The organism is Gordonibacter sp. An230 (assembly GCF_002159915.1).
GTDB lineage: Bacteria > Actinomycetota > Coriobacteriia > Coriobacteriales > Eggerthellaceae > Rubneribacter.
In genome coordinates this window covers 1-4240 of the sequence record NZ_NFJP01000056.1, presented here as the reverse complement: position 1 = coordinate 4240, position 4240 = coordinate 1, and the positions used below count along the sequence as shown (strand labels likewise).

The 4240-nt window shown below is 64.6% G+C and carries 4 protein-coding genes; 3 read left to right on the top strand and 1 reads right to left on the bottom strand.

Annotation, left to right across the window (positions count from 1 at the left end; all coding sequences use genetic code 11):
* Positions 1-319: 319 nt before the first annotated feature.
* Positions 320-676 carry a DUF559 domain-containing protein gene (locus B5F40_RS16865; protein WP_087195184.1) on the bottom strand — a complete coding sequence of 119 codons (357 nt, stop codon included), beginning with the start codon at positions 674-676 and terminating at the stop codon, positions 320-322.
* Positions 677-1072: 396 nt separating this feature from the next.
* Between B5F40_RS16865 and B5F40_RS16775 the strand changes: the two genes are divergently transcribed.
* The 3 genes from B5F40_RS16775 to B5F40_RS15535 are packed head-to-tail and all read left to right on the top strand — an operon-like array spanning position 1073 to position 3823.
* Entirely contained in the window at positions 1073-2227 is a 1155-nt protein-coding gene (locus B5F40_RS16775) for a PfkB family carbohydrate kinase (RefSeq protein ID WP_087195183.1), read from the top strand.
* Entirely contained in the window at positions 2224-2937 is a 714-nt protein-coding gene (locus B5F40_RS15540; protein ID WP_162611014.1) for a DUF1648 domain-containing protein, read from the top strand. The genes B5F40_RS16775 and B5F40_RS15540 overlap by 4 nt, the downstream gene beginning before the upstream one ends.
* Before the next feature lie 28 nt (positions 2938-2965).
* Complete coding sequence (locus tag B5F40_RS15535; RefSeq protein WP_087195181.1) at positions 2966-3823, top strand: SGNH/GDSL hydrolase family protein; 858 nt, start codon at positions 2966-2968, stop codon at positions 3821-3823.
* The last annotated feature ends 417 nt before the right edge of the window (positions 3824-4240 follow it).

Sequence of the window (4240 nt, the reverse complement as noted above, 5' to 3'; positions counted from 1 at the left end):
TGTACGATACGATAGCCGGCCGCAGGAGGCGGCTGGGGCTGGCCGCCTAGGCCGTCCGGAAAAACGTCCGCACCCCCGATTCGGTCGCTCATGAAACCGTTTGCTTGACGTTTCCCCAGGTCGCTTTTGCTCGAGCTACCTCGATTCGACAAAACCTTTCACCAAACGCAAATTTTCTCACCGCAAAGCAGCGTTGCATCGTGCGATCCCGATTTTCAGAGCGTAGTCGGGTGGTTGCCCGTTGCCGTTGTGGGGCGGGTCAGACATACCGCAGCGTTATCACGGTGCTAAATGCCTTGTCGTACCGATCTCCGATGAGTCATGCACCTTTCAGCAGCGTTTGGTGCAACGCATGGTTCGCCTGCGTGAACTGCGGATCGCGGTAGCGAAGCTGCTTGCCGAGGCGACTAGCGACTGCGCGCGCGATCACATTGAGCGCGCCCCCATCGTTCAACTGCCATTTCGTCACCGTTATCACGGTGAATCCCATCGATGTCAAGGCGTTTCTTCGCATGGCGTCTTTTGCGATACGCGCTTCTTCCGCATGCTCTTTGCCGTCGTATCCTACATCGAGCATGGCATGAGGCCACAAAAGGTCGCACACTACGTATCTTCTGCCTGCGATGCGCCGAGCGTGTTCGGTTTTCGCCCGATTTCGGACGGCTTCCGGTAGCAATCTGGCGGATTCTGCGCTTCGAGGCTCCTTCCGCCGTCAGACCAAGATCGGCAGGGGCCATGCGAGCCGGCCGCGCAAACCCTTTCGGTATTTGGGAGGGTCTCGTTCCCGATGGGTCGACCTTTGTCTCGAAAAGCTGCAAGGGGCTCGATCTGGGACCGGGCAAGCGCCGACTCGCGTCGACCTTCGTTTGGCGGCTGAGGGGCCGGTCCGCCGCAAGCTGGGCTCGGCGAGCCCTGACGAAGGGATTCAGCTTGCCGTCCTGCTCGCCCCCTTAAGTAGGCTTTTTGTGCGGCATCGCACCGTCCTCTTGCCGTCCTTTGTCGTATCATGGAGCGGGCGTGTGCGCGCTGGCGACGAAGGCGAGTGCGAAGGCGGGAAGCGAGGTCGATGCGAATGGAGGCAGCGGGACGTGCGATCCTGGCTGTGGGCGCCGTGATAGCGGACCTGGTATGTCGGGTGCCTCGGCTGCCGACTTCGGGCGAGGGCATCGTGGCGGAAGGGGTTCAGGCCACGGTCGGAGGCTGCGCGCTCAATGCTGCGAACGTGCTTCGTCAGCTTGGCGCGCCGTACACGCTGTTCGCGCCGCTGGGACAGGGCGTGTTCGCCGGATTCGTCGAGCGTGAGCTGGCGGCGCGCGGCATGGAGGCCCTGCGCGTGCCCGAAGGCCGCGGCGACGACGGAGTCGTATACGATAACAGCGGATGCGTCTGTTTCGTGGAACCAGGAGGGGAGCGCACCATGCTTACCGTGCCGGGCATCGACCGGCATTTTGCAGCAAGCTGGTTCGATGCGCTCGATGCGGATGATTTCTCGTGCGGTTTCGCCAGCGGCTACGAGGTGGAGGGTGCGGGCGGCGACGCCATTGTGGCCTTTTTCGAAGCGCATCCTCGGATACGCTTGTACTACGCTCCCGGGCCGCGTGTGACGCAGGTGGATCCTCGGCTTGTTGCGCGCATCAATGCGCTGCGTCCGGTGTGGCATCTCAACGATGCGGAGGTGCGCGCGTGCACAGGCCTCTCGTCTCTTGAAGAAGCGGGCTTCGCGTTGGCCGAGGAATGCGGGAGCGCGGTGGTGGTGACCGAGGGCGCAAAGGGCGCGCACCTGTTCGAAAGCGGCATTTCGGGCGACGGGGAAGATGCGGGCGTCCGGCGCGGCGATACCCCCTTCGACGGCGGCGGAGGCGCGTTATCCTCACCAAGTGGATTCTCCGAGCCGCTAGCTCCTGCTCAGCGCCCCTCTTTGCCCGTGGCTGCCGATGGCCTTGCAATTGTCGGCGGCGTCTCTTCTTATGACGGTGCCTCGCCTGCTGGCAACGACGAACCCGCTGCACGCGGTCGGCACCTGTTCGTGCCGACCGTTCCCGTAGATGTTGTGGACACTATCGGCGCGGGCGATGCGCATCTCGGCGCGCTCGTGGCGGCGCGCAACGCTGGGCGAACATGGGAGGACGCGCTTGCGTTGGCGAACAGCGTGGCCGGTGCCGTGTGCCAGGTGTCGGGCGGCACGCTCGCCGATGCGGCGTTCGACCGGCTGGAGGTGTCGCTATGAGCCGCAAAAGGAAAACGGTGCTCGTGGTGCTCGCGGTGCTACCGCTTGTGCTGACGGCAGCTGCGCAACCGATTTTGCCCGACGAGGTTGCTGTGCACTTTGGAGTGAACGGCCCAGACCAATGGGATGGCAAGGAGTTTTTATTCGTGTCGGCGGGCGTATCGACAGCGGCGGGTTTGGTATGTGTCGGGCTTTCGGTGCTTTATGAGCGCCTGCGTGCGACAAACAACAACAATTGGCTTGTGCTCGATGATTGTGGCGGGCTTAATCGAACCCCTTTTCCACTGTTGGTTGCCGTGCTGCTTGTGATGGCGGTTGCGCAGGGCGTAGTGGTTGGCTTCAACGTGGTTTCAGGCGCAGGCGCGGCTGCGGGCGCAAGTGGCGCAGCGGCTGCGGGTGCGGCTACGATTACGAGCGCTTTCGGTGAGGATGGGACGGCTCGGATGGCAAACGACGGGGGCCGATGGATTTCCGATGCCCTGTTCGTGCTTGTCATGCTGCTCCTGTGGGCTACAGCGGCGTGCCTGCTCTTCAAAAGGGTTGGCGCGGTGGGCGATGGCGATGCGAACGATCGCGACAGAACTGTCGGGAGCAGGCGCAGCGCGGGCGATGCCGTGCTGAGGAATCGCGCCCTTGGCGGGTTGATTCTGTTTGTGTCTTTGATCATGGCTTCCCTCTGGTGCGCGGCGCGCTTCGGCGTCAGTGCATGAGGGTGCGCGAGCTCGGAGGGGTGCGACGATGAGGCGCGTGTCGATACTCGGCGATTCCGTCAGCACGTTCGAAGGGTGCGTTCCCGAGGGATTCCGCGTGTACTACGAGGGGGAACGGAGGCATGCGACGGGCGTCGAGCTGCCGTCGGACACCTGGTGGGCACAGGTGATTTCCGGCATGGGCGGCGTGCCATGGAGTGTGGGCGCGTACTCCGGCAGCCTGGTTGAAGGCGCGGGATTTCCGGCGGGGGAGAGCGTCGAGCGTGTAGCTGCCCTTGCGCGCGACGGCGTCGCACCCGATGTGGTGCTCGTGTTCATGGGCATCAACGACTACGGGTGGGGCGGTGCGGCAGCCCAGGCGGCGGGGCGCGGAAACGCCGTTCCCTCATGCCTTGATCTGGCAAATGTCGAGCCGCAGGCGCCCGGCTTGGCCGACGCGAGCGCGGCCAAACTTTTCGAGGCGGCTTACGAGCGTATGCTCATGCGCATTCTCGGGGCGTATCCGCAGGCGGCGGTGCGATGCTGCACGCTCTGTCCTGGACGTGTGGTCGGCTGCGACCGTTCCACGTTCGCCTACAATTTGCGAGGCGTGCCCATTGATCGCTACAACGATGCCATCCGGGCTGCCGCTGCGCGCGCGGGATGCTCGGTGGTCGACATTGCGGCGCTCGGGTTCGACTACGAGGCCGTGGACGGCACGCATCCCACGGCGCGCGGCATGCGTCAGCTCGCCATGCTCATGCTTCGCGCGATGGGCCTTGCAGATGACGCGGTCGTAGCCGAGACGGGTGCACCGCGTTCGCACCGTTCGTGCGAGGAGCCTTGCGTTGGCTGCGAGCATGCGGCCTCCACCGGTTCCGCTTGGCTGTGCGTGTGCCGCCGGTAACGTGTGGGCCGCCGGAGGGCGCTGCAGAGTGCGTGCGGGCCGCGGAAGACGCTGCAGAGTGCGTGCGGGCCGCGGAAGACGCTGCAGAGTGCGTGCGGGCCGCGGACGGTTTGGTTGTCGTCGTGGGGTGATGCGGCTGCCGAGTTCCGCCGTGCGTGCGGGCCGCGATGCGCCTCGCTGTGCGTGAGCCTTGCGAGGGGCGCTGTGAGTCGAGGTGCGCTGTCTCTGCGCGGATGGTTCGCGGAACGGGCGTCCCGAGCGGCGGCGCTGTGCTGCCGCTCGGGAGTCGCGCGGCGGGTGTTGGTCGGGATGGTATGCGGCCGTTGATGTTGAGAAGAGCGATTTTTGCCTTTGGAGTTTGACGAGCAATCTTCTGAAAACCCCGGACCCCCCGGCCCCTGGGTCTTATACACATCT

Coding starts and splice junctions, on each gene's coding strand:
- B5F40_RS15540 (WP_162611014.1), top strand. CDS start 2,224: ATGAGCCGCAAAAGGAAAACGGTGCTCGTGGTGCTCGCGGTGCTACCG.
- B5F40_RS15535 (WP_087195181.1), top strand. CDS start 2,966: ATGAGGCGCGTGTCGATACTCGGCGATTCCGTCAGCACGTTCGAAGGG.
- B5F40_RS16775 (WP_087195183.1), top strand. CDS start 1,073: ATGGAGGCAGCGGGACGTGCGATCCTGGCTGTGGGCGCCGTGATAGCG.